Genomic DNA, 24564 nt, shown 5'->3' on the forward strand with positions numbered 1-24564 from the left:
GGGTGAGTCCTTTGTATTTAGGTTCTAAGCTCCAGTTTAAATGCGTCATGAAGGTCGGTCCATTCAAAGTCAGTGATTGTACTAAAGCCGTTTCGTTTTAAGGTGCCTGCAATATCTGCCGTGGTCTCCACCTCTATGTGGCGGCCAATATCATAATTGGCCAACGAGGCGTTCAGGAAGCGTTCTTTTTCTTGTTCTGTAATATCAGCGTTGACACAAAAACTCATCGTTATGAGTAATACAGATATCAGCTTGATGGCATGGCTTGTAATGTTCATTGGCGTAATCCTTTACTATCGGGTTCAATAGTCCATGGAACTTAGAGTCTCGGGAGAGTGATTAGTTCCCCCAGGAGGGAAATATAGTAGCGTTACAGGTAAAGAAGCCGGAAAAGATTGGGGGGATTTTCTCAGCTCATCTATCATTCATCTGTCTGAGCAGTTGTTATGTCCGGATTGCTCTGATCGTGTGGACAGAAATATTTCTTGTATTCGCTAAGAAAGTATTCCTTGTTGAAGTTCTCGGGGTACATCGCTCCCAAGGCTTCGTTTTTGTTTCTGTATGGATTCGGGGTGTAGCCAGCTGCCTCACGCAGATTCTCAAGAACTTCATACAGTTGTAGATAAAACCGATAAATAAGCTTTAGATAATAGTAATCTCCGGGGTCGTAGTTTGTTATGTCAATGTAGCTGAATATCAGGCGATCTTCTTCTGCAATGACGACGGTATTCCAGGAATGTCTGTTGTATTTTGCAAACAGTTCATTGATTAGGTAAACATTTGCCATTACGTCAGGAAACAATTGTTTCAGTTGAGCAAAAACAACCGTTCCCAATGCCGAGTATTTATCACAGTCGCCAATTCCCCTTCGCCAATATTCAGCTATTGAACAATCTATCGGGAAAGTCTGCTCCAGTTCTCCTTCATCCACTAATTCGTAGTGAAGCTTTTCAGAAACAATCTCCGCTGTCAGGTAGAGTAAATTATAGATCGTTGGGTTTTTTACACGTTTGGCTTTGTTTTCAACGTACTTGAAAATCTCTTCCTGATCGTCGGTTGAAAAATGTCCCATAAATTCTTGCGTAAAATCCCTGCCAGAAAATACTGTGTTAAGCCGGAAAAATAAAGCTTTTGGTAGAGGAATAGGCTCTTTTTTGCTCTGGTAGCCCGCAAGATTACCAAGGTGTTCAAACTCAAGATGGGTTGTGGGATATGCTGTGCAGGTCCGTTCGTCAGAGATTAGAGATGGATAGGTGTCCAGGTCAATGCCACGGAAGTAAAGAGATTTTGCATCTTCCGTGTCCAGGGTTATATCCATACTCAGGATTCTATGAAGAAAATCAGTAGGTACTTTTGAAACGTAGAGTCTTTTTAATTCATTGGTTGTTGAGGCGAGTCCCTTGTATCTGGGCAGATCTTCCATGGTTAGCCCCTTTTCCATTGTTTCTTGAAGCCAAACCTTCGAATAGTCAGAGTCAGTGTAGAAATAGTAGCCACTTTTGTATAAGGCGCCTGCAAGATCAGGAGCTATTCCATTTTTGAAGTAACTGGTCAAAATGTTGGCCTGATCAACGCCGACTTCTAGGTAGCTATTTGCCTTTTGGGGGCTTAACCCTGCCTGTAGAATTTTATCTATAAAAGCCGGTTCACCAGCCACTTCAGGATGAAACGATGCAACGACTTCCGGAGTAATGTTGCGCCGGGTAAAACGGTGAATGTCATACGGGCTGATCATTGGGGCTTTTTGAGAAAAAAGAAAGACTTCTTCTGCCGTGGTTCCCACCGCTGTGAGGCGCTCAATATCATAACCGGCCAGTGCGTCGTTCAGGCAATGTTCTTCTTGTTCTGTAATATCAGCGTTGACACAAAAACTCATCGTTATGAGTAATGCAAATATCAGCTTGATGGCATGGCTTGAAATGTTCATTGGCGTAATCCTCTACTCTCGGGCTCAATAGTCCATAGAACTTAGAGTCTCGGGAGAGTGATTAGTTCCACCGGGAGAGAAATATAGAAGAATTACGGGTAAAGAAGCCGGGAGAGATTACAAGCAGCAGGCTCTGCCCGGAATGCTACGTGGGGGTGCCGCTTTATTCGCAGTGGGGGGCCTGACCATTCGCCTACTCTCTTCAGTCTCCGTTCAATTCAGCCCTTTTTGGCTATTCCATAGGCTTCTGTCAGTATTTCATCAGTCTTGCAGTCAAGGCTCGGATTCCTTTTTATGTGCTGCTCGTTATCATACTTTGATCTTCCTTTGGGGCACCATTCCCGCAGCAGGTGTGCTATACCGTTTTTAGCAACGCTGGCGAAAAATCAAACGGGTTCGAGGGCAGGAAGAAGTTAACCGGAGAAAATTATGTCTCAACAACGAGTCTTAATGGCAATTCTTGTATTGAATGGATCTATTGCCACAACACTCAGGAAGACGCTTGAAAAGGATTGTACCAGGCTTTACCAGAATCACTTCGGCAAACATTACAAGCTCTTTCCGATCTGGGTGGAAGTGCCGCGTTCACAGGCTTTTTTAGCAGCTCGCCCGAGCAATGCGACCACCATTTCCATTGGCGTGGAAAACGATCTTCCCAACGACATTCGTCATGCATTTATGAGTGAATTCAGTGAACTTTGGATGAACTATACCGGGTGCAATAAAAACGAGATCATGCTGACGGCGATGGATTTTCAGGCACAACAAGATTTATTGAAGCTGACTCAGACCCGAATCCGTCCCTCCAGAAGACCTCTGGTTACACTTCAGATGTTGGGCCGATTGGCAAAGTCGAAAATCATTACACGACACTTTTCCACGTCCATTAACTTTTAAACCTTAGCCCGCAGGAGAACAGCCATGCCCCTGTACAATGTTTCAACCCCGGGTGCGGTAGAGATGTCAAAAAGACAACCCTTGTCAAAACTCATTATGGATACCCACTGTGGTTTAACGAGTGCTCCTGAGAGTCTTGTAAATGTGCTCTTTAATCAAAATATTCCATTGCAAAAAGGTATTGCCATTCACGTACAAGCTAACGTCCGCAAAGGCAGGACATCAGACGTCAACGACCGACTTAGTCTGGAAATGCAGAATAATATTGCTGATTTTTTTGGGATCGATGTTTCCGGGGTATCAGTAACCCTGTTTGAAGTGCCAGCATCCTGGGTGATGGAAGGCGGTGAGTTGTTACCAGAACCCGGAGAAGAAGCTTCTTGTGAATGGCTTCAAAAAGATCTCAAAGAATGCGAAGAGAAGAAAAAGCATGCTACTTTGGAAACGATGACATAGGTACTTTGTATCTGGACAGTTGCTCTGTCGATAGCCCTTGTTCGAATGCAGCTTGAAACGTTCAAGGGCATGCTCCTTTCCTGTCAGGTTTAATAGCTCGCTGGAGAATGGAGTTTCGGGAGAGCCTGTAGTTCCCCCAAGAGAAATATAAAACAGTTACAGCAAAATAAGCCGGGAAAGAGTGGGGAGATTTTTACCGCTCATCTATTCTTCATGTACGGCTAAGTGACTGCTTTTGTCGTGTTAATAACATTCAAAAAACATTTTTTGCGGGTAGCTTGAGCAGTGATGAAACTACCTTTGGTGTTAAAATCCGAGCCTGGCCTTTATTCAGGTTTTGCTGCATCAATATTATTCTATTCGTTGTGCAACTGCTTTTTGACGACAGGATCTCCCAACTGGGTCAGTGCGGCTCTGTTTCTGATTTTGTTCGTTGTTATGCTCTGGTCTTCCTTCGGCGTGGTTCGCCATGCTGATGGTCTGGCTGAACAGTTGGGTGAGCCATACGGCACTCTGATATTGACCCTGTCAGTGATCAGTATCGAAGTCATTGTGATTTCAGCCGTGATGCTCACCGGAAGTCATAATCCAACGCTGGGTCGGGATGTGATGTTTTCTGTCCTGATGATTGTACTGAATGGATTGGTCGGGCTGTCGCTGCTTCTGGGAGGGGTCAGACATGTTGAGCAGACGTTTAATTTGCAGGGAGCCAACTCCTTTCTGGGAATTCTTGTTCCTCTCTCTGTGCTGGGTTTGATTCTGCCGAATTTTACAGAATCAACGTCCATAGGTACTTTCTCCCTTGAGCAAATAGTCTTTCTTGTTGTTATGAATGTTGTCCTCTACCTGGCTTTTCTGGGAATGCAGGCCATGAGACACCGGCACTATTTTGTGGGTGACAATGAGGGTTCTGATCACAGTGATGAAAAGAGGTTGTCTGTCCCGTCACATACCCTGCTTTTGCTCTGCTACATGGTTCCCATTGTTTTGCTGTCGAAGAAGCTGGCAGTGATTGTGGATTATGGGATTTCTGAACTGGGAGCACCCACAGACCTGGGCGGAATGATTGTGGCAATTCTGGTGCTGTCGCCGGAAGGGATGGCGGCGATCAAAGCAGCAAGAGCTAATAATCTTCAGCGCTCTATCAATATTTGTCTGGGGTCGGCTCTGGCCACTATAGGTATGACCATACCTGCCGTGCTACTGATCGGGGTTCTGACCTCCAAAATCATTGTTCTGGGTTTGAACAATGTCGATGCACTATTGCTGGTTCTGACGCTGCTGGTTTCCATCGTGAACTTTTCTTCAGGTAAAAGTAACCTGTTCCAGGGGGTGACTCATCTGACACTGTTTTTCTGCTACATTATTCTGATTTTTGACTGATCCTGGTTCATAAGCACTCAACCATACGAAATCATATTTTCTGACTTATTGTTCAGGCACTCGCGGCAACTGCTCCTGCGTTGCTCTAGCTCCTGCATCCATGCAGTCGTGATGCGTTGCAATTCTGGTCACATAGCTTGCTATGTTTCCGTCGTTGCGCCTTGCAGAGCACCTGCCCAATAAGCCAGAAATATTCGATTCCGTACGGCTGAGTACTTAACTGCTTTTCTTTTCGATTCATTGGCTCTTGATCTCTCATAAGAAAACCGGTTCAGAAATGCCCTGAATTCAGGTGTTTTTTGGAAGAAAAATATTGTCTTTTTATAAATGTTGTGTTTGAATGCGAAAAATTTGCATTAGATTTGTTGAGGCAGCTGGCGTGCCCCCGAGACTCCTTATAAAAGTCGGATAAAAAAAGCGAGACGGTGATTCAATTTACCTCTCGCTTTTTTTGAGCGTGCTCTCTAAGGAAACAGGGTTATAACATTGCTGTCTTGCGTACTTCACCCATCAGGTTTTACCCTTGCTGACCTGATTGGGAACAGGTCGAACAGCCTTAAGCGTAGAAAATCATTTTGCCCATGAATAAGATGATTTTCATGAGGTGAATGTGGGAGGAATCATTGACTAAGTCAGCCGTACTGGCTCTGGAAGACGGAAGTCTTTTTCGGGGCATTGCCATTGGATCCGACGGAGAGACCAGTGGTGAGGTCGTTTTCAATACAGCCATGACTGGCTATCAGGAAATACTCACCGATCCTTCTTATTCTCGTCAAATTGTGACTCTCACCTACCCCCATATTGGTAATACCGGCATTACTCCCATAGACGAAGAGTCTACTGAAATTCATGCCGCTGGCCTTGTTATCCGTGATCTTCCTCTTCTCGCCAGCAACTGGCGGAACAGGATGCCTCTTGATGAGTACCTTCGTACTAATCAAATCGTAGCCATTGCTGATATTGATACCCGTCGCCTGACTCGTATCCTGCGAGAGAAGGGTGCCCAGAATGGTTGTATCCTGGTGGCCGATGAAAACGGTCATATTGATGAAGCGGCAGCTTTGGAAAAGGCTCGGGCATTCCCCGGCCTGAAAGGTATGGACCTTGCCAGAGAGGTGACAGTTTCGGAGTCTTATGAATGGAAAGAAGGTGTCTGGTCTCTGGAGTCCGATGATCACCAGACTGTTGATGAGCAGCCCTTCCACGTTGTGGCTTATGATTTTGGTGTCAAGCGCAACATACTCAGAATGCTGGCCCAGCGTGGTTGTCGTTTGACGGTTGTGCCCGCTGAAACTCCTGCACAAGAGGTTCTGGCCATGAACCCGGACGGTGTTTTCCTGTCCAACGGTCCTGGTGATCCGGAGCCCTGTGATTATGCCATCAAGGCCATTCAGGATATTCTGGCAACCCGTATCCCGGTCTTTGGTATCTGTCTGGGTCATCAGCTGCTGGGTTTGGCCAGTGGTGCTGCCACCATAAAGATGAAGTTTGGACACCACGGGGCCAACCATCCAGTGCAGGATCTGGATTCCGGTGTCGTAATGATTACCAGTCAGAATCACGGTTTTGCCGTGGCTGAAGAGAATCTGCCTGAAAATATCCGGGTCACTCACAAATCCCTGTTTGATAGCAGTCTTCAGGGTATTGAGCTGACAGACCGGCCCGCCTTCAGTTTCCAGGGACACCCTGAAGCCAGCCCGGGGCCGCATGATGTCGCAGTGCTGTTTGACCGGTTTATCACTATGCTGGAAAAGCACACAGCCGCTTCCAAATCCTGATCAGGTCGCTTGAAAGAGAGACATACAGTACAGACTCAACAGGCTTTCGTGAGCGAAGAACTCCGCAAGCCTGAGACAAGTTACGAGAGCAACGATGCCGAAACGTACAGATATTGAAAGCATCCTGATCCTGGGTGCGGGTCCTATCATCATCGGTCAGGCCTGTGAATTTGACTATTCCGGAGCCCAGGCCTGTAAAGCCCTCAAAGAAGAGGGTTATCGTGTCATTCTGGTGAACTCTAACCCGGCCACCATCATGACCGACCCCAGTATGGCAGACGCGACTTACATTGAACCCATTCGCTGGGAAACCGTCGCCAAGATCATTGAGAAAGAACGTCCGGATGCGGTACTGCCTACCATGGGCGGTCAGACCGCTCTGAACTGTGCCCTGGATCTGTTCCATAAGGGCGTTCTGGAAAAATATAATGTCCAGATGATCGGCGCCAGCCGTGATGCCATCGATAAGGCTGAAGATCGTGAAATGTTTGACAGGGCAATGAAGAACATTGGTCTGGAAACACCTCGTTCCGGCATTGCTCACACCATGGAAGAAGCTCAGGCTGTGCTGGATCAGGTGGGCTTCCCCTGTATTATCCGTCCTTCTTTCACTATGGGTGGATCCGGTGGTGGCATTGCTTATAACAAGGATGAATTTGAAGAGATCTGCAAGCGTGGTCTGGATTTGTCACCCACCAGTGAGCTATTGATCGATGAATCCCTGATTGGCTGGAAAGAGTATGAGATGGAAGTGGTCCGTGACCGTAATGACAACTGCATCATTGTCTGCTCTATCGAGAACTTTGACCCAATGGGCGTTCACACCGGCGACTCGATCACAGTCGCTCCTTCCCAGACGCTGACCGATAAAGAATATCAGATCATGCGTAATGCCTCTGTTGCTGTGCTGCGAGAGATTGGCGTTGAAACCGGTGGTTCCAATGTTCAGTTCGGTATTTGCCCGGACACCGGCCGTATGGTCGTAATCGAGATGAACCCCCGGGTATCCCGTTCTTCCGCTCTGGCTTCCAAAGCGACTGGCTTCCCCATTGCCAAAGTGGCCGCCAAGTTGGCCGTAGGGTATACCCTGGATGAACTGCGAAACGAAATTACCGGTGGTGTGGTCCCGGCTTCTTTCGAGCCTACCATCGATTACGTCGTTACCAAGATTCCCCGTTTTGCTTTTGAAAAATTCCCTCAGGCTGACGACCGCCTCACTACCCAGATGAAATCGGTGGGTGAGGTCATGGCTATTGGTCGTACTTTCCAGGAGTCCATGCAAAAAGCCCTTCGTGGTCTGGAAACCGGAGTTACTGGTTTCAATCCAATGCTGGATGTTTCTGATGAAGGTGCTATCGACAAGATCAAGGCAGAGCTGGTTGTTCCAAAAGCGGATCGACCTTACTACGTGGCAGATGCTTTTCGTGCCGGTATGACACGTGAGGAAGTCTTTAACAGCTGCATGATCGATCATTGGTTCCTTGTCCAGATTGAAGACATTGTTAAAGAAGAGCAAAACCTGGTTGGTAAAGATCTGTCTGCACTGGATGCCGACACTCTGTTCAGACTCAAGCGCAAGGGTTTCAGTGATGCACGTCTGGCTGAAGTGATGGCCGTCGCTGAAACAGAAGTGCGTAACCATCGTCGTCAGCTGAACATAAAGCCGGTATTCAAACGTGTGGACACCTGTGCGGCCGAGTTTGCCTCCACGACAGCTTACATGTACTCCACCTACGAGGAAGAGTGTGAAGCTGTGCCAACCGATAATGAAAAGATCATGGTTATCGGTGGTGGTCCAAACCGTATCGGTCAGGGTATCGAATTCGATTATTGCTGTGTGCATGCCGCCATGGCTGCCCGTGAAGACGGTTACGAAACCATCATGGTTAACTGTAACCCCGAAACGGTTTCTACAGACTATGACACTTCTGACCGACTGTACTTTGAGCCAGTTACTCTGGAAGACGTTCTCGCCATTATTGATGTTGAAAAGCCCAAGGGTGTGATTGTTCACTACGGTGGTCAGACTCCTCTTAAGCTGGCTCGTGCTCTGGAAGCTGAGGGTGTGCCAATTATCGGTACCAGTCCGGACGCAATTGACCGTGCCGAAGACCGTGAACGTTTCCAGGGCATGATCCAGAAGCTGGGTCTGCTGCAGCCTGCAAACGCTACCGTGCGCAGTGCTGAAGAAGCTGTAACTAAAGCCAAGGAAATTGGTTATCCGCTGGTTGTGCGTCCGTCTTACGTCCTGGGTGGTCGTGCCATGGAAATCGTGGCAGGCGAAGATGAACTTCAAAAGTACATGAAGGAAGCCGTTCAGGTTTCCAATGACAGTCCGGTACTGCTGGACCTGTTCCTGAGCCGTGCCGTAGAGGTGGATGTCGATGCAGTATGCGACGGCGAGCGTGTGGTCATTGGTGCCATCATGCAACACATTGAGCAGGCAGGTATTCACTCGGGTGATTCCGGTTGCTCTCTGCCTCCCTACAGTCTGAGTCCCCGTATCCAGAACAAGATCCGTGGGCAGGTGAAAGCCATGGCTATGGAACTGGGTGTTGTTGGTCTGATGAATGTTCAGATGGCGTTGCAGGACGGTGAACTCTATGTGATCGAGGTTAACCCTCGTGCATCCCGTACAGTGCCTTTTGTGTCCAAGTGCATTGGTCACTCCCTGGCCAAGATTGCCGCTCGTGTCATGATGGGCAAGACTCTGGAAGAGCTGGAGTTTACCAAAGAGATCGTGCCTCCATACTTCTGCGTGAAAGAAGCCATCTTCCCATTCAACAAGTTCCCGGGTGTGGACCCGATTCTTGGCCCTGAAATGAAGTCTACTGGAGAAGTGATGGGTGTTGGTGCTTCTTTCCCTGAAGCCTATTACAAGGCTCAGCTGGCTGAAAATATGGCACTGCCGGAAGGTGGCCGTGTCATCATCAGTGTCCGTGATCAGGACAAGCCCATGGTGCCTGGTATCGCCCGTCTGTTAATGGATACCGGTTTTGAACTGGTGGCTACCAGTGGTACTGCCCAGGTGATCGAAGATGCCGGTCTGCCCGTGACCCGGGTCAAAAAGGTGATGGAAGGTCGACCAAATATGGTGGACAGCATCGTCAATGGTGATATAGCCTTTGTGGTCAATACTACCGAAGGTCGTCAGGCCATTGCAGACTCCTATAAAATTCGCCGATCTTCCCTGACCAATAAGGTTCTCTACACCACTACCATGGCAGGTGCGGAAGCCATTGCCCGGGCCATTGCTTTTGGTTCGGAGAAAACAGTCAGAAGACTTCAGGATTTACACGAAGGTAAGACTGGATGAATCGATATCCAATGACAGTGGAGGGCGAAAAAGCTCTCCGAGAAGAGTTGGCTCAACTGAAAACCGTGGAAAGACCACGCATTTCCCAGGCAATTGCCGAGGCCCGGGAATTGGGGGACTTGAAAGAGAACGCTGAATATCACGCAGCCCGTGAACAGCAGAGTTTTACTGAGGGTCGTATTAACGATATTGAGGGCAAGTTATCCAACGCTCAGGTTATCGATATTACTACGATCAAGAAAACCGGTAAGGTTGTCTTTGGTACTACGGTTGTACTGGTTAATCTGGATACGGACGATGAAGTTGAGTACAAGATCGTGGGTGATGATGAAGCAGAGATCAAGGATAACAAGATTTCTGTAAACTCACCGATTGCCCGTGCCCTGGTTGGTAAAGAAGAAGGTGACGTGGTGGTTGTGAATACACCATCTGGCAATGTTGAATATGAGATCGATGAGGTTAAGCACATCTGAAGATCTCGATTCTCTGCATGGGTCAAGGCCTGTGCAGAGAAGCTGGTTTCCCCCTCTGCGCTCCCTGAAGCTCTCATCCTCTGTGTATAAGTACCTGGCCAGTGGGTTTTCATAGCTATGTCAGCATAACTGACATGCCTGTTAGTGACCTTTCCTGCCATTGATTGCATTCTTGTGTCCAGAAAAACAATACAACAAGGATTCATGGAGGGAGTGTTATGATGAATTTTCTGGAAACAGGCTCAGTGCCATTCAGTAAGAAAACGATTGCCGTAAAATTGGAGCAATTTGGAAGCGCTGTCTCCAAGCTTGGACGCCATACGGTCGGTAAGCTCAAAAACGCTTATGGCCATATGAAGAGCGGCGACTTTTCGCACACCCACTACTCTGAGCAAAGCTCAATCAGCTCAGACGGCACCATACAGGTTTCAGAGCGTGCTATTGCCAGACCGCCTTCAGAAAGAGGTGTTATCAGGCCGGTTTCAAAACCTGCCCAGTCGGGCAGTGACAATGGCAACGATCTGGCAACCAGACTTGAGAGTCTCAAAAGTGACTGCTCTCGGGCACATTCCGGGCAGGATCTGGTGGCTATGAAGCAGAAAACCACAGATCTGCTAAACGATGCCAGAAAAAAGCTTCAGGATCATCCAGAGGCGGGCAAAATTCTTGAGAAACTGAACACAGCGGCCAATCTGCTTGATGCGTCATCTGCAGCTGATAACCATGTCCACGAGGCTGCCAACAGTCTTCAGAAGGTGTTGCTGGACATTAAATTTGATGAATTGGGCCAGCTACGCAATCGACATCAGCAGATGATCCAAATAGAAAAAGATGTTGCTGATGTGTGCAGGATGATGCATACACTGCAAGATCTGGTTCATAAACAGGGTGAGGAAGTGAGCCGGATTGAAGATAATATCACTCGAAGCAGTGAGAATGTCAAAGATGCCGGGGATTCTCTGGATTCAGCGCAAAAGTCCGCTAAAAAAGCTCGTAAACTGAAGATTGTTTTAGGTATTGTGCTTGCCGTTGTCGGCATCACCCTTCTGGCCTGCTTGCTCTGATTGACACTCAGAACTTGAAGGTGTGAGATGATCAGCTGCTCACACCTTCAAATTCTCCAGTTTCATAACGGTAAGAGTATCGAATATTTGACTGATAAGTCTTCTCTCATTTCTCTGAATAGCTCTTGTGGAACCTTATCCTTGAGCGGGCTCAAAAGCTTTTATTGCTTCAATAGTTCAAAGCACCTTCAGGACACTGCTGCTGCCACGAATAACATCAACGAAATCAGGCTTTTCCTTTGACTGATATTGCAACATTCTTTCTTCGACTTCCGATAAATAATCAGAGGTCAGAGTTATGTCTATACTGTTGGCTTTGAATTCGGTGTATTTGTAAAGTGAAGACAGTCAGAAGCGTACTTTTTTATTTTTAAAATAATCCGATACCTCATGTCAGCTTTGCTATCTTGTAGCTGAAAATTCAAAATTTTTGGAAACTTGGATTATGAGAAAAATAGCTGCCTTGATATTTTCATTACTTTGTGTTGAATCTGCCCTTTCTGATGAAATTTCAGTTCACTGGTTATACAGTTGGATGCCTTTTACATATACGGTACCAGAAGGAAGTGTTGGTATTTTTTTCAGAGGTGGATTTTATAAGGAGGTTTATGAGCCGGGAATACACAGATTATTCACATGGCCTGTTACCAAAGGAATGCGAATAAATGTAAGACCACAGATAGATATTATTGAGGATATAGCATGTGGTACTATGGACGGTCTCACAATCCATTTTCCTAGAATTGCCGTTTATAATCAGCTCCATAAAGAAGAGGTATTAAATATTGTCTCAAATTTTGGAGAAGATTATGATCATTACTTAATAACAGAACCTACAATTCAGGCTGTAACAGAGCTGTGTACGACTATGACAGCACAGGAAATATATATTGATAAGTTTCCTACTATAAACGATTTTTTGTTACAACATCTGGTTGAAGAGCAAGCAAAAAGTAATTCTAAATTAAAAATAAATAAAGTAGTTGTTTCTAAGCCCGTTCTTCCGGGAAACATAAGAAAAAACTACGAAGTTATTGTGGAAGAGAAAAGCAAGCTTGTAGCTGTTTCACAAATTCAAGCCAGGAAATTAAAGGAAGCTGAAACCGAACAATTGGGACGGTCAAAAAAGGCTCAAACAGATAAAATGGTAGCTGAAATAGAGAATGAAAAAAAACTTGCTGAAGAAAAAAATAAAATGGAATTAGAGAAGATTCGAGTGGCTGTTAGAATTCATCAGTTACGTGAAGACGCTGAAGCAGAAGCGCTTATACTCAGGCAAAAGGGTGAAGCTGAAGCCTATGTAATACAAGTTAGTGGTGAAGCTCGTGCCAATGCTACGCTGCAAGAAGCAATAGCCAATGAAAGGCTCATTACACCTTTATATGTTGATCTAAAACAGGCAGAGGCATTTTGGAGAAATAACAACTCTAAACTGATATATTTTGGCGAAAATATTCCTAAAACTGTATATCCAAGCTTTATCGACTCAGAAGAAGTAAGAAAGTTTGCAAATTAACGCAAGTATCTTTTAGAGTCAGCTAACGCTGGCAGACGGGGTGGAGAGCGAAATGAGCTACCCATTTACTAACTTCGAAGCCCTGTCAGCTTGGACAAGGTTGATTGATACACAGAACTTGCAGATATCCTTTTCTTTGCTCTTTTCTGGTTATGGATTTTGCCAATTTAAGCCTTACTGGCAACATCAATGCTTATGCAACTTTTAAATGCTGTAGAGCTGCAGGGAATATGATCATGAAAATCGGTAAAGCTGCAGAACTGATGATTTTCCAAGTAGTAGAGTATTGAATATGAAAAAACATTACTTCTTTTTTTTTGCTCTATGTTTTTGTCATGTCGCACTTTCAAATGAACGGTTTATAAACCCCAAGCTTGTATATAAATCTGGTTGGCTTGAATTCAATATTCCTGAATGGATCAATTTTCTTGATTATGAAGGTGGAAAAAAAGTTCAAACGAGTGAGGGGCGCACATTTTATATTGCAAACAAAGATGGCTGGCAGTCTAATTTTGGCCGAATGGTTAAAGTTTTCTTAAGAAATGAAATTGAATTGAACAAAGGGTTGCTTTATTTAACTGGTTCTGAAATGAGTGCAGGTGTTTTTGAAAATTTTAAAGACTGGATACAAGGTAAGAATGCTATTTGTACATGCAGTAACCCAGCTTGCGAAGCGGGATTTACAACAACAGTTCCGGATAGAACCTACCGTTCGACTATTAAAGTAAACAATGAAATGACTTACTCAATAACATTTATTATCGAAAATAATGCACTTACCCTGACAGTTGTGGATGATACGGCGCCTTCAAATAGTGTGAAAATAATATACGAATGCGCAGTCAATTCAAGCAGTTAACCTATTGAGTCAGTTTATGGGGACAGGTGATGCCGGATTCATTGTCAGGTGGCATGTATCTTGAGGTAGTTCACAAGGATTCTATTATCTTATTGATATATTAAACAAGGGAACTTTTTACAAGAGTTTTGGTCAAAGGATGTATGATCAAAGAAATTGAAAGGATGCTAATCCATGAAAAATAAAGCTTACTTATTATTATTTCTTTCTCTGGCGTTCTCACGTTATTCATACCCGTGTCTTGTAAGTGATAATTACAAAGGCTACAGGTCAGAGGCCATTTGTACTGAGGAACCTCTGTCTATCGAAGAAAAAGCTAAAAAGATTCTGGCTAATATCGAAAAACGTCCATTGAAACAGAAGAAAATAAACGCCTCCATAAAATCAGCTTACTTAGAGATCAGATCTTTGACCAATAGGCTAAGTAATGGCAAATCTACAGAAAGGTTATTTTTAGTTGTACGCGATCAAAATAGAACGTTTTCAAAGGATATAACTGAGTATTCACTCGTACTCTTTAATGATGGGATGGTCCTGTTCCCGAATGCATATGATCTTATGCATGTAATGGAAGATTCAGGATTTTCAATTTCATATATTAATAAAATTAAAGATAAATTAAAGAATAAGCATTTGACAATGGCTTTTCCAGAAGTCCTTTCAGATCTTGGCATTCCTATGGATCAAATTTTTATAAAAGATGGATTTTCAAAGTATATATCGAGAATTAAAGTAATGATTGACGCTTCTAAAAAAGAAGCATCGCTTTCTGGAATGTTGCATAGGAATACGCCTCATGTTATTGCTTTATTGCGATGTCATTTTCCTGATATCAAACAACTACATTTGGATATAATACCCGGTACTAATAACGCGGTTTTTGTGTACGAAGCAGCTTTACTTGTACGTTATTTCTCTTTAGACACATACATAGGAAAAGACAGTCAGGTTTATTCTGGGGGTGTTATATTGTTTTTCTCAGGTGCGAAGAAATTTTTTCACAGTGGAGCAATATTAAAAGATCACGGTTGGCAGGCAAAAATTATTGAACAGGGTCAACCTGGGAGTGAATTTAGTGACCAACAATTAATGCTCAACGATTTAAGAGAAACTCTTGGTTACCCTGTTTTGCTTAAGGAATTGACAAAAAGTTTAACACCTGACGTCTTTCATCGATTTACACCTGATGAGTTATCATCTATGGGGGCTGTTCTCGTTAATGATGAGCTTTGAGGCATAAACCTTCAAATCGCCGGTTGACGAAATGTAATGATTTTCTCAGGATAAATAGACATAGGTTTACTAGCTAAGTTAACCATCTCGTGTTCTACTTTAGGTCGGTCATTGCAACACACATAATCAAAGATATATGATCAAAATTAAAAGGATGTTTACCTATGAAAAATAAAACTTACTTATTATTAATTCTTTCTCTGGCGTTCTCAAGTTATTCATACCCGTGTCTTGTAAGTGATAACTACAAAGGCTACAGGTCAGAGGCCATTTGTACTAAGGAACCTCTGTCTATCGAAGAAAAAGCTAAAAAGATTCTGTCCAATATCGAAAAACGCCCATTGAAAGAGAAGAAAATAAACGCCTCTATAAAATCATCTTTCTTAGAGATTAGATCTTTGTCCAAAAGGCTAAGTAATGGCAAATCTACAGAAAGATTATTTGTAGTCGTGCGTGATCAAAATAGAACGTTTTCAAAAGATATAACTGAGTATTCAGCTGTAGTCTTTAATGATGGATTGATCGTGTTCCCAGATGTTTATGATCTTATTCTTGTAATGAAAGATTCAGGATTTTCAAGCTCATATATTAATAAGCTCGAAGATAAATTAAAGAATAAGCATTTGGCAATGGCTTTTCCAGAAGTCCTTTCAGAACTTGGCATTCCTATGGATCAAGTTTTTATAAAAAATAGATTTTCAAAGTATTTATCGAGAATTAGAGTAAAGGTAGATGCTTCTGAAAAAGTAGCATCGCTTTCTGGAAAACTGCATAAGAATACACCTCATCTTATTGCCTTATTGCGACAATATTTTCCTGTTATCGAACAATTGTATTTAGATAAAATACCCGGAACTAACGACGCAGTTTTTGTGTTCGAGGCAGCTTTACTTGTTCGATATTTCTCTTTAGATACATACATAGGAAAAGACAGTCTCGTTTATTCTGGCGGGGTAATATTGTTTTTGTCAGGTGCAAACAAATTTTTTCACAGTGGAGCAATATTAGAAGATCACGGTTGGCAGGCAGATACTATTGAACAGGGCCAACCAGGAAGTGAATTTAGTGACCAGCAATTAATGTTCAACGATTTAAGAGAAACTCTTGGTTACCCCGTTTTGCTAAAGGAATTGACAAAAAATTTAACACCTAAAGACTTTCATCGATTCACACCTGATGAGTTATCATCTATGGGGGCTGTTCTCGTCGATGATAAGCTTTGAAGCATAAACCTTTAAAGCGCTAGTTGCCGAACGTAATGATTTTCTCGAGATAAAATGGACATGTAGCAAAGTTGTCCATCTCGTGTTCTACTGGAGGCCTGTCATTTAAGATCAAAACTATTAACTCTCTGCGGCTCTGATTATCTGCATAAATTTTATTCTGTCTTGATCATTATAAACAGTATTTTCACTCAAGCTGCGATCAATATCACTGGATCGGGAAGATAGAATTATAGATTCCTCCTTAGTAATGTGTGCCAAAATCAACCTTAAAAAGTCTATGGCTGTCTCAGCATTTATCAATCTGACTTTGGTTAAATGTTCACAAGCAGAGATTGTATCTTTTACATCTGATCTGGATTGACGAGCATAGCGTGCAATTTTACGAAAAGTCTTGGATTTATTTAATTGATACAAACGCTCAAATAATTCGTTTCTTGTGCAAGTCCCGGTGTGATCTTGGCTTGAAATGAGAGATGAATAAGCACAAATTGCATCTTCAGCCAGTGGAATAGCTCTAATGTATCTAGTGTTTTCCACGCCTTGAACTAAACCATTGAAAGGGTTCATCGAATAGAAGTTACCAAAGTATTCAATTACATTAGATATGTTAAAATAAGAGACTTCTAGATTTTCCTCTACCAGTATTTTAATTAGACTATCCATGTCATCTTTTGAGAAATAGTTTGCCTCTATGGCTTGTATACGGCATTCACTTAAAGCTGATTTGAATTCCTCTAATCTGCTTTGCGATGAGAGACAGTGTAGCTCTCCCATTGCTTCTTTATACATTGCCGCTGATTCTAAAATTTCTGATTCTACTTCGTCTGCTATACATCCTGATTTCTTTAAAAGCTCTAAAGATGACTGGACTAACTCATCAAAAATTTCGGGATTGATTAAAGTTAAGAAGGTCAATTTTTCCAATATTTTTTCAATGAATTTTAAAAGAACAGGGTCGCAGTCAACTTGTATGATCAATTTTGATATTCTTGAAAGCTCTGGTATACAAGATAGTAAACCTGACTCACCCGTTACAATGGATACTCTTCTTTCATTTACTGGGGGTGAGTTACGAATCCCAGCAATAGTTGATGCTAACGAAACATGTTCGCATGCATAAACTGATGAAATTTCATTTGTAAACCAGAAATGACTTTTCAGGGAATGATTTTCTAATTTTGAAATTGGAAATCGGTTTGCAAGTCTGTCAGCAACTCTGGAAACATTAAACCCAGCAAACTTACAAGGAGGCCTGGTTTCAGGCTCCAGATTATAACTTGCTTGTACGTTCTCTGTTGATAATGATAAAGACGAAATATGGTTCATTTTATTAACATCCCTGTTATCCATTTATCATTTAGACAATTTTTTTATTCTTTAGTTCAAAGTTGTAAGCGTTATCTTGTGTCTAAGACTTGCAGCAAAGGAGGCGAATACAATGAACTATCATCTTCCCCGATAAAATAGACCCCGAAAAAATCGACATAGGTCTATAGCTAAGTTGTCAACTCGTATTCTACCGGCGATCGCTTATTGAAGCTTGAATGACATTGAACTCGATTATAAAAATGCTGTCTGTATCCCGCTATAGCATATCAAAGATGCTGGATTATCCGTAACGTCTTTACGAACACGAGCTTCACCTTCAAGGTTTCGAAGAAGAGGACCATTTCAGCGTTTCTGACGAGCTTTAGGAATATGGCTCTCGTTTCAGTTGGATTTAATGCCGGAATTTTTTTTTAGATGCTAAACTTCCTGATTTGTATATGAATAGCTGCCAATGAAAACTTTTCTACTTATTACACTTTTGCTGTGCCCATTAATCGCAAGCTCTGTCTATGAAGAGAAACCAGAGTCTTCAGTAAGGATCATAAGCAGACAGATAATGATTGGTGTGATCTGTGGTACCATTGAATTTACTTTTTCAACTTGCATTGTAGTCCCGATAGCTTCTATATTCCTTCCTGAAGGTCAAAGGATATGCGATGATTGTGCAACCAGTCGGCCTGTTTTTATCAGGGGTTTAGCGCTTGTTGTTGGGTCAGCCATGGAAGAAGTCTTTTTTCGCTTTTATTTGCAGCCAATGCTGAATTATGTCCTGTGCCGAAGATTGTGCCGTCCCCGATCATTCATTGATACTTTATTTGTCAGCCAACGTTGTATTGCCAGTGATCTCTCTTTATGTTTTAGCAACATTTTTTTTGGATTTTGTCATTTATTAGGTCCAAACTGGTCAACTGTCCAAGCTTTTAGTGCTACAGTAGCAGGTTTTTACTTTTCATATATATATAACCATCATGGTCCAATCGCTGTAATCACCTGTCATGCCACACACAATCTTATCTGGCTTGCTCTGAGACCCTACCTTAAAAGATAAAAGGCAACTGACGCTTGTGAAAGCAAGATAGTTAAGTACTCAACCATACGAAATGATATTTTCTGACTTATTGTTCAGGCACTCGCGGCAACTGCTCCTGCGTTGCTCTAGCTCCTGCATCCATGCAGTCGTGATGCGTTGTAACTCTGGTCACATAGCTTTCTATGTTCCCGTCGTTGCGCCTTGTAGAGCACCTGTCCAATAAGCCAGAAATATTCGATTCTGTATGGCTGAGTACTTACTATCGTAAATGCCATGTAGAATGTGTTAAAAACACAACTAAAAAAAGCATAGTCGTTGAAGCCTTTGATGTTGATGAGGCAGTTGAAGCCGGTGGGCATTCTAAAGAAATCCACTCGATTTGGGGTTGAAATTGAGCTGCATCTTCAGAGTTTTGGAAGTGGCTTGTTGCATTTTGTATGAAATCAACATTATGCATCATAGTTTCATAAATGTTACCACAGTTATTGCAAAACAAACTTTGAATTGCTACGCCTAAAACATGGTAAGAATTATTTTCCCAATAGAATAATGGCGAGCCTGAATCGCCTCTTTCAGAGTAGCCATCATAGGATAAATAGTATTTATAAGGACCATTAGGCTCAGCACATTCTTGATTTGTTTCCCATGTTAAATTAGCTTCTCTCAGAGAAGTTCGCATTGCATATCCTGAACCAATGAGACTCTGAAAACTGTATAGCTCTTTACATGTATAGGGTTGAAAGTCAATAGCAGGGGTTGATGATAGTATTAGTTTTTCTTCAACAGGAGTTGATAATTCAAGAACAGCGATGTCATTAAATATATTTTTATTGTGATTATATAAAGGGGATAATGCGATTCTATTTATCTGTATGAAGAATGGGTTTTGATAATTAAGAAAGTGTATAGATAAGCATCTCCTTTTCTCAATATTATCAACTACGTGTGCCGCTGTTAATACATATCGTTTGTTGATTAAAAATCCGCTGGACTGACGACCCCTTTGATTGATTGTCTGGATTATCCAAGGGTATTTATTAATTGGTACTTTAATACTTGTATGAGAGTAGCTTTTTACAATTCCCTGAGCCTGTAAAATTGATGAAAGAGCTACAAGGACAAAAATTTTACACGCTGCTTTCATGAAAAATCAATCCATCAACTTGCAAAATTTCAAGATTAGCTGTTTTCCCTGATTTGGCAATATAACGAATTCTTAGAAAAAATCACCATAAAAGCTGTTATCTTCAAGAGAGGCTGAAACGAATTTTGCGTTTGAAACACTCTCTCTCAGAAGTCAGGAAACCCTGATAATCCCTCACACCGTACTCTGCTTTCAATACTTCCAGATCCACTTGATGGGCATACGGTTTTCTGAGAGAGAAGTTTACAAGTGCTTAATCTGATAGAGCGGCTTTGATATAATTGGATGACTGCAAAAGGATTAAATTAATATTCAAAGTGAGTGTCTTGGAGAGAGTAGCCTTAGAAATGTTTTTTCTACAGGCCCGTTATATTGATTCAGAAAGGTATCAACAATGTATTACTTTTTCTTTTTATTATTTTTTGCAGTGGTCAGCGCAGTTAAGGCTTCTCCTGACCAATGTGAAAAAGGTTATCTGATTTTAAAGCTAAGCGAAACGACAAGACAAGAAATCAGACAACAAGGTAATAAATCTGAGAATAAATTTTATTTGGAAGATGATGCGGGAAGCAGAATAGATCTTCACCTTATAAAGCAGTTGCCTGAAGAATTATCTAACGACTTTTTTGAATATAGCTATTTGGAAATTAATTCTGTCTCAGAAATAAATTCTGCATACGGAGGAGGTTGCATGTTTTTTAGTTTTGATTTGCCTGAAAATCTTTATTTGAACGGATTTTTTGGTTCCTTCCCTATATTCAATACAATAAAACATGAATGTTTAAAATTTTCAATACATGTGTGCTTGGATGATGATTTGTACTGGGCTACAGGCCGTTGGTTTGGATTTACAAAGGAGGCGGGAGACTTCTTGTCACTTATATTGCCAAGGTATGAAATTAAGTGGAAAAGAAAAAACAATGAAGTTTTACGAGAGCTTTTACTATTACCCCCAGACAAAAACAAAGGCTTCCCTGGAGGTATGGAATATCTAAAAGCTAAAGCTCATTTTGAAAGTTATACGAAAAAGAACTGATCAGGGCGCCTGAAACATACAGGCACCCTCAAAAGTCAGAAGCTTTTGATATTAGACAGGTTGGGCTTGGCGTCTTTATTCTCTTTGAAGATAAGAGCAATGTTACCAATGGTCTGAATCAGTTCTGCCTGAGTCTGGTTGCACAGCTCGTTAATAGCTTCTTTCTTGACTTCACGGTCACCTACTGCAAACTTCACCTTGATCAGCTCGTGATCGTGCAAGGCGCGCTGTGTTTCTTCAATAACGCCGTCACTCAAACCGTTGCCCGCTACCATGACAACAGGCTTCAGTTTATGGCCGAGGGAACGGTAGTGTCTCTTTTTTTCAGAACTAATGCTCATGATTTCAGAATCCTGAGGCTGCTTATCCAGTAAGCCGATTGCCTACAGCCATGGCAATCGGGCAACAGATTCCTGATGAGCGATTAAACAAGGTTGTATTTTACAGACCTGAATCGGGGCTCGTTTCCCGGTTTTTATAAGATTGGGAAAAACCGGGTTGGAAACTGTTGATCAAAAGTTCATCATTGTACTTTATTCTCTGTGGCTCACAAGTCCAGTAGTCATGAATAATGCTTTTTAAGCTAGGTAATGTAAGGTAGAAATGGCCAGATCCAAAAGCAGTGCCCGCTGGCTGCAGGAGCACTTTGAAGACAAATACGTAAAGCGTTCACAGGAAGACGGCTATCGATCCAGGGCCAGCTATAAGCTGATTGAAATCCAGGAGAAGGACAAGCTGATCAGGCCGGGGATGAAGGTCGTTGATCTGGGGGCGGCTCCTGGCGGCTGGTCTCAGGTGGCTATCGAAATGGTAGGGGATAACGGTCGTGTGGTGGCTTCAGACATTCTTCCCATGAACCCCATTGCCGGAGTCGATTTTATTCAGGGCGATTTTACCGAGGACGCTGTACTGGAAAAAATCCTCGAGACGATCGGAAGTGATAAAGTAGACCTTGTAATTTCAGATATGGCCCCCAATATGAGTGGTACACTGGCGGTTGATCAGCCCAGAGCTATGTATCTGGCTGAGCTGGCTCTGGATCTGGCCAGACAGGTGCTGAAAAAAAATGGCTCTTTTCTGACCAAAACATTTCAGGGTGAAGGGTATCAGGAGTATCACAAGGATATGAAAACCTCATTCCAAAAAGTGATTACCCGAAAACCGGGCTCCTCAAGAGCACGATCCAGAGAGGTGTTTCTGCTGGCCAGAAATTTTGTATCTTGAGAACATTGCTTTAACCTGGACGTTGCAATGTTTTGTCTGTTCAAGGGTGATGGTTAAACGCTATCGAATCTTGACAGAAACCTGACAACCCGTTAGGTAAACGCGAAAAACCTTGTCGCAGCGCAGTTTCAAGCAGACCTGTCGGCATTATAGATTTTTTCTATCTGCCCAATAGCCAGCTGATGACTGTCACCCTCACTGCCATTCGTGTATGGTAGAAGCTGCGGATTAACCATAAGAGAGAGCAGAGCCGGTAATTATGCCCTTTAAAACCGTTAGCCACAGGCTTCAGTACGCTCAAGTGAGGGTAGCCCTTTGAATGATATGGCAAAAAACTTGATTTTATGGGTCATCATTGCCTTGGTGCTGTTGACCGTATTCAAAAACTTCGATGGTATGCAGTCTTCTACTCAGAAGCTCAGTTATTCAGATTTCATCAGTGCAGTAGAAAACCGTCAGGTCAGCAAGGTAGTGATTGACGGGTTTACCATTACTGGACTCATGAACAACAGTGAGCGTTTTGAGACCAACCTGCCCCCGGCAGTGCCCGATAATCAGCTGATGGACGAGCTATTGCGCGGCAATGTTCAAATTGAGTCCAAACCTATTGAAAAGCAGAGCATCTGGACACAGTTGCTGGTTGCCAGTTTCCCGATTCTGGTGATTCTTGCCGTCTTCATGTTCTTTATGCGACAGATGCAGGGCGGCGGCGGTGGCCGTGGTGGCCCAATGAGCTTTGGCAAGAGCAAAGCCCGATTGTTGTCGGAAGATCAGATCAAGACGACTTTTGCTGATGTAGCGGGTGTTGAAGAAGCCAAGGAAGACGTACAGGAACTGGTGGATTTCCTGAAAGACCCGGGCAAGTTCCAGCGTCTGGGTGGCCGCATTCCCCGTGGTGTCCTGATGGTAGGTCCTCCGGGTACTGGTAAAACTCTGCTGGCCAAGGCTATTGCAGGTGAAGCCAAGGTTCCGTTCTTCACCATCTCTGGTTCTGATTTTGTTGAAATGTTCGTGGGTGTGGGTGCTTCCCGTGTCCGTGACATGTTCGAACAAGCTAAAAAGCAGGCACCCTGCATTATCTTCATCGATGAGATTGATGCTGTAGGTCGTCACCGTGGTGCTGGTATGGGTGGTGGTCATGATGAGCGTGAGCAAACACTTAACCAGTTACTGGTAGAAATGGATGGCTTCGAAGCAAACGACGGTATTATCGTAATTGCGGCAACGAACCGTCCCGACGTACTGGATCCGGCGCTGCTGCGTCCCGGCCGTTTTGACCGTCAGGTTGTGGTAGGTCTGCCAGACATCCGTGGTCGTGAACAGATCCTGAAAGTTCATATGCGCAAGGTGCCTATTGGAGATGACGTTGAGCCGGCAGTGATTGCCCGTGGTACTCCCGGTTTCTCCGGTGCAGATCTTTCCAACCTGGTCAATGAAGCGGCACTTTTCTCTGCCCGCGCCGACAAGCGCACGGTAGGTATGCATGAGTTCGATCTTGCCAAAGATAAAATCATGATGGGTGCCGAGCGCAAATCCATGGTGATGAGTGAGAAAGAGAAACGAAATACGGCCTATCATGAAGCCGGTCACGCTATTGTTGGCCGTCTGGTGCCTGATCATGATCCTGTATACAAGGTCAGCATTATTCCTCGTGGTCGAGCACTGGGTGTCACCATGTTCCTGCCCGAGGAAGACCGTTACAGTCAGAGCAAAGAGGCTCTGATGAGTCAGATCTGTTCACTGTTCGGTGGTCGTATCGCCGAAGAAATGACCCTGGGTAAATCGGGTGTCACCACTGGTGCTTCCAATGACATTCAGCGTGCAACCCAGATTGCCAGGAATATGGTGACCAAGTGGGGTCTATCCGAGAAGCTGGGTCCTCTTCAGTATGATGATGAAGAAGGAGAAGTGTTTCTGGGCAAGAACTACGGCAGTGGTGGCGGACGCATGAATGTGTCTGGCGAAACTGCCAAGATGATCGACGAAGAAGTGCGCAGCATCATTGATGAGTGCTATGACACTGCTGAGAGACTTCTAAAGGAAAACCGCGACAAGCTGGATCTGATGTCTGATGCATTGATGCAATACGAAACCATTGATACTGATCAGATTGATGACATTATGGAAGGCAAGAAGCCTCGGCCACCCAAGGAATCTTCCGGCTCTTCATCCAACGGTGATGGTGGTGCGGGTATCAAGGCAGAAGAGACTCCTGAAGCATCCAAGTCAAAAGGTGCTGACGGTGATAATAATGCCAACAGCGACAATGATGATAAGAAAGGACCTATTGGTGGGCCGGCTGGCGAACATTGATCCCTTCTTATGAAACAAAAAAGGCAGGATTGTTATCCTGCCTTTTTTGTATGGCTTGAGAAGAGGCTAAGTTTGTTGGCTGGTTTGTGCTGAGTCCGACTTTTTTTGGGGCAAAAAATGACAGTAATGCATGAAGTTGCTGTAGATTGACCTTAAATAAGTGTTGAAGCTATACTTCTTGCTACCAGTGACTAGGAGTAGCTCCAGTCGTAAAGCTGGTCCCTAGTGGCCTTCATGTCATTTCTTCCACGACCCTCTTTTGAGAGGGTTGATGGTTGAAAATACTGCTACCCTCTCTGGCTAGTTTGTCTTTAATCTATTCTGACTGTCGTCCCTGTACTCTATCGTTTCTTTTTGCAT

General features: G+C 43.4%; 20 protein-coding genes. 15 read left to right on the forward strand and 5 right to left on the reverse strand.

The genetic code is table 11. The features are described 5' to 3' along the window. Positions 1-17: 17 nt before the first annotated feature. Together ACO6V5_RS23740 and ACO6V5_RS23745 are read right to left on the reverse strand one after the other, a co-directional pair. Positions 18-278 (reverse strand): hypothetical protein, encoded by a 261-nt coding sequence (locus ACO6V5_RS23740; protein WP_422135276.1) that lies wholly within the window; start codon positions 276-278, stop codon positions 18-20. Between the two features lie 143 nt (positions 279-421). Continuing rightward, positions 422-1927 carry a hypothetical protein gene (locus ACO6V5_RS23745; RefSeq protein WP_422411069.1) on the reverse strand — a complete coding sequence of 502 codons (1506 nt, stop codon included), beginning with the start codon at positions 1925-1927 and terminating at the stop codon, positions 422-424. Positions 1928-2356: 429 nt separating this feature from the next. On the opposite strand from ACO6V5_RS23745, the gene ACO6V5_RS23750 reads away from it, so the two are divergent. The 11 genes from ACO6V5_RS23750 to ACO6V5_RS23800 all read left to right on the forward strand — a co-directional run bounded on the left by ACO6V5_RS23750 (position 2357) and on the right by ACO6V5_RS23800 (position 16125). Beyond that, positions 2357-2824, forward strand: a complete 468-nt coding sequence (locus ACO6V5_RS23750) for a hypothetical protein (RefSeq protein WP_422135274.1) — start codon at positions 2357-2359, stop codon at positions 2822-2824. A gap of 24 nt (positions 2825-2848) precedes the next feature. Further along, on the forward strand, positions 2849-3280 hold the full coding sequence (locus ACO6V5_RS23755; protein ID WP_422135273.1) for a hypothetical protein: 432 nt from the start codon (positions 2849-2851) through the stop codon (positions 3278-3280). A gap of 378 nt (positions 3281-3658) precedes the next feature. Next, entirely contained in the window at positions 3659-4663 is a 1005-nt protein-coding gene (locus tag ACO6V5_RS23760; RefSeq protein WP_422135272.1) for a calcium:proton antiporter, read from the forward strand. A 623-nt stretch (positions 4664-5286) separates the two neighbouring features. Continuing rightward, positions 5287-6441, forward strand: coding sequence for a glutamine-hydrolyzing carbamoyl-phosphate synthase small subunit (gene carA / locus ACO6V5_RS23765; protein ID WP_422135271.1), 1155 nt, complete (start codon positions 5287-5289; stop codon positions 6439-6441). Positions 6442-6535: 94 nt separating this feature from the next. Next, positions 6536-9757, forward strand: coding sequence for a carbamoyl-phosphate synthase large subunit (gene carB, locus ACO6V5_RS23770; RefSeq protein WP_422135270.1), 3222 nt, complete (start codon positions 6536-6538; stop codon positions 9755-9757). After that, complete coding sequence (greA, locus tag ACO6V5_RS23775) at positions 9754-10230, forward strand: transcription elongation factor GreA (RefSeq protein ID WP_422135269.1); 477 nt, start codon at positions 9754-9756, stop codon at positions 10228-10230. The genes carB and greA overlap by 4 nt, the downstream gene beginning before the upstream one ends. Positions 10231-10448: 218 nt before the next feature. Further along, on the forward strand, positions 10449-11294 hold the full coding sequence (locus tag ACO6V5_RS23780; protein ID WP_422135268.1) for a hypothetical protein: 846 nt from the start codon (positions 10449-10451) through the stop codon (positions 11292-11294). Positions 11295-11739: 445 nt separating this feature from the next. Then, positions 11740-12810, forward strand: coding sequence for an SPFH domain-containing protein (locus ACO6V5_RS23785; RefSeq protein WP_422135267.1), 1071 nt, complete (start codon positions 11740-11742; stop codon positions 12808-12810). A gap of 292 nt (positions 12811-13102) precedes the next feature. Further along, positions 13103-13669 (forward strand): hypothetical protein, encoded by a 567-nt coding sequence (locus ACO6V5_RS23790; protein WP_422135266.1) that lies wholly within the window; start codon positions 13103-13105, stop codon positions 13667-13669. Positions 13670-13843: 174 nt separating this feature from the next. Further along, positions 13844-14902 carry a hypothetical protein gene (locus ACO6V5_RS23795; protein WP_422138863.1) on the forward strand — a complete coding sequence of 353 codons (1059 nt, stop codon included), beginning with the start codon at positions 13844-13846 and terminating at the stop codon, positions 14900-14902. A 164-nt stretch (positions 14903-15066) separates the two neighbouring features. Continuing rightward, positions 15067-16125, forward strand: coding sequence for a hypothetical protein (locus tag ACO6V5_RS23800; RefSeq protein ID WP_422135264.1), 1059 nt, complete (start codon positions 15067-15069; stop codon positions 16123-16125). A gap of 120 nt (positions 16126-16245) precedes the next feature. Here the strand turns inward: ACO6V5_RS23800 and ACO6V5_RS23805 are convergent, their stop codons facing one another. Beyond that, the gene (locus ACO6V5_RS23805) at positions 16246-17454 is read right to left on the reverse strand and encodes a hypothetical protein (RefSeq protein ID WP_422452509.1); all 1209 of its coding nucleotides are present in this window, start codon (positions 17452-17454) and stop codon (positions 16246-16248) included. A 559-nt stretch (positions 17455-18013) separates the two neighbouring features. On the opposite strand from ACO6V5_RS23805, the gene ACO6V5_RS23810 reads away from it, so the two are divergent. After that, positions 18014-18505 (forward strand): CPBP family intramembrane glutamic endopeptidase, encoded by a 492-nt coding sequence (locus ACO6V5_RS23810; RefSeq protein WP_422412822.1) that lies wholly within the window; start codon positions 18014-18016, stop codon positions 18503-18505. Between the two features lie 241 nt (positions 18506-18746). On the opposite strand, the gene ACO6V5_RS23815 is transcribed toward ACO6V5_RS23810, so the two are convergent. Beyond that, complete coding sequence (locus ACO6V5_RS23815) at positions 18747-19631, reverse strand: trypsin-like serine protease (RefSeq protein WP_422412824.1); 885 nt, start codon at positions 19629-19631, stop codon at positions 18747-18749. 394 nt (positions 19632-20025) lie between these two features. Here ACO6V5_RS23815 and ACO6V5_RS23820 point away from each other — a divergent pair, with 394 nt between their 5' ends. Continuing rightward, entirely contained in the window at positions 20026-20667 is a 642-nt protein-coding gene (locus ACO6V5_RS23820; protein ID WP_422412826.1) for a hypothetical protein, read from the forward strand. Between the two features lie 35 nt (positions 20668-20702). Here ACO6V5_RS23820 and yhbY read toward each other — a convergent pair whose 3' ends face one another. Beyond that, positions 20703-21008, reverse strand: coding sequence for a ribosome assembly RNA-binding protein YhbY (gene yhbY / locus ACO6V5_RS23825; RefSeq protein WP_422135259.1), 306 nt, complete (start codon positions 21006-21008; stop codon positions 20703-20705). Positions 21009-21270: 262 nt separating this feature from the next. Between yhbY and rlmE the strand changes: the two genes are divergently transcribed. Beyond that, a complete protein-coding gene (gene rlmE, locus ACO6V5_RS23830) occupies positions 21271-21891 on the forward strand; it encodes a 23S rRNA (uridine(2552)-2'-O)-methyltransferase RlmE (protein ID WP_422135258.1) in 621 nt (206 codons plus the stop codon). A 324-nt stretch (positions 21892-22215) separates the two neighbouring features. Continuing rightward, entirely contained in the window at positions 22216-24204 is a 1989-nt protein-coding gene (ftsH, locus tag ACO6V5_RS23835) for an ATP-dependent zinc metalloprotease FtsH (protein WP_422137037.1), read from the forward strand. The last annotated feature ends 360 nt before the right edge of the window (positions 24205-24564 follow it).

Source organism: Endozoicomonas sp. ALD068 (assembly GCF_049310145.1).
In the GTDB taxonomy this organism is placed as follows: domain Bacteria; phylum Pseudomonadota; class Gammaproteobacteria; order Pseudomonadales; family Endozoicomonadaceae; genus Endozoicomonas_A.